General features: G+C 59.1%; 3 protein-coding genes. All 3 read right to left on the minus strand.

Annotation, left to right across the window (positions count from 1 at the left end):
• Window positions 1-198 (minus strand): hypothetical protein (locus P0D89_RS52420; RefSeq protein WP_408379530.1); only part of this gene is annotated, 198 nt, incomplete at its 3' end.
• Between the two features lie 121 nt (window positions 199-319).
• Window positions 320-724 (minus strand): cupin domain-containing protein, encoded by a 405-nt coding sequence (locus P0D89_RS52425; RefSeq protein ID WP_408368676.1) that lies wholly within the window; start codon window positions 722-724, stop codon window positions 320-322.
• Between the two features lie 119 nt (window positions 725-843).
• Window positions 844-1935, minus strand: coding sequence for an alpha/beta fold hydrolase (locus P0D89_RS52430; RefSeq protein ID WP_408368678.1), 1092 nt, complete (start codon window positions 1933-1935; stop codon window positions 844-846).
• Between the last annotated feature and the right edge of the window lie 178 nt (window positions 1936-2113).

Consider the following 2113-nt stretch of genomic DNA (forward strand, 5'->3'; position numbering starts at 1 on the left):
ACCGGCTGCCGCGGATTTCGATAACCCGTCGCCGCTGGGCGAAGGCCAGTTGAACGCCGCACTGCGCACGACACGCGAATGGGCGCGCAGCAACGAGAGCGTCCCCGCGATCGTGGCGGGTCGATGCTTCACCGAAGATGTCAGATGGTCGCCACTCTCCGCAATGTTCACACTCAGTACGGCGATGGTCCCAGTCACTCTTCACGACCACGATTGCCGCGATATGGACACCAGCAACTTCATTTGCATCTATCAATCTCGTGTTGCGGATTTGGCGTGTATGCGATCCGTCATCTGGATCGCCAGCATGCCATCGCCTTTACTGTGCGGGCGGTGCGGCTGGGGTAGCCAACGGCTTGCCCTTTTCCACCACATGCACCGTAATGAGCTCGACGGGGGAGGTGCCCTCATTCTTCGCGCTGTGTACCAGACCCGCCGGTACGACAAAGCCGCCGCCCGCCTCGACCTTCTGCTCTTTCTTTCCCGCAACCAGTAGCGTCAACGTGCCCGATTCGACATAGCTGATTTCGTCGCCAAAATGTGTATGCCAGGCTAGCTGCCCGCCGGGCGCGATCTGCACACGTGAAACGACGGCTTCCCGTCCCGGTATCGATACGTCAGCGCGCGTGACTTCTGTTCGGCCGACGCCCACGTTTTGAGCCAGACAAGCTGACGATGCCGCGACGAGCAGACAGCCGAGAATGAAATGCCTTGTTTTTTTCATGGAGATTGCCTTCGAATACGATTGATGCATTGCGGGCGCCTCGAACGCTGGATGGAATCGGGAGGCCTGTTCAGGCCTCTTCCCCCGCAATAACCTTGTCCCCTGACGGATCTACCGGATCAATGCTCGGCGAGCAACTTCGCCACGTACGATTTCCATGCTTCCGGATGAGTCTGCGTTTGATGTCCGTACGAAAGCGCGGATTCGGGCACTTCGACATAACTTCCATGCGGAACCGTAGGAATCAGGCGCTGCATGACACCGAGATCGGTGGCATTGAGCAGGTCATCGTCAAAATTGACTGCCAGCAGTTTGGCGCGGATCTTGCCGAGTTGTGCGGTGGGGTTGTAGTCCCACGATGATTCGAACCAGTACAGCACGTCATTGGCATCGTTCTTTTTGGCCTGCTCGACCAGACGGTCATACATCTCAGTGGCGCTTTTGCGATCCGGTGCCTGTTCCTGCTGGCGGGCCGGGTTGACGGTGAGCACCGCGAAAATCGGCATGACGCGCAGCCACTGCGTCGGCGCTGTTGTGTAGTCGCCGTTATGCCAGTCGGGATCGTTGCGGATCGCGCCGACCACCATCTGCCGCCACAGCCAGTTGCGCCCGGCGATGGCGATGGGCTGGCTGACGACGGGCATCAGCGCGTCCGCCATATCGGGGTAGCGTTCGCCCCAGATCCAAGTCTGCATGCCGCCCATCGAGACGCCGAGTACCAGACGCAGGTGCGTGACGTGCAGGCCGTCAACCAGCATTTGATGATTGGCCTCTACCACGTCGTTGTAGCCATAGTGCGGAAAGTGCGTACGCAGACTGTCGCTGGGCTTGCTGGAGCCGCCACGACCCAGTCCATCCGGAACCACGACGAAATAGCGCTGTGCGTCCAGCGGTTGACCAGGCGCATACAACTCCCGGCGCATCAGCGGCGTCAGAAATTCGGCGCTGCTACCGGTCGTGCCGTGCATCAACAGCACCGCATTGTCGATCCGACCGTGTGCATCACGATGTGGCGTACCGATCGTCACGTAGTGGATGCGCACTTCCGGCAAGACTGTGCCATCGGAAAAATGGAAGTCATGGGCCACAAAGTCGGCGACATGTTCCGGCGCGGCGGCCTGGACGACCTCATCGGCGTGCGCCGCTCCAATGCCGAGCAGGGCGGCGATCCCGATACCAATTCCGGATCCCAGTAGTCTTGTTGTAAGCATGATTTCTTCAGCTCCTGGCGGCTATGGTCAATGAAGCGCGCATCTTAAGTTAATCCTGGAAATCGTGCTTTGAACGACGAGGGCTGCTTTAGCGCAGCCAGAAGCTGTCTGAGATTGACCCGTTTCAGCGGATAGATTTGCAGTTGGGTTTAGTGCTGTGTTGCTCCTCCCGGTAATG

The sequence above is a fragment of the Paraburkholderia sp. RL18-085-BIA-A genome, assembly GCF_046027075.1.
Lineage (GTDB): Bacteria > Pseudomonadota > Gammaproteobacteria > Burkholderiales > Burkholderiaceae > Paraburkholderia.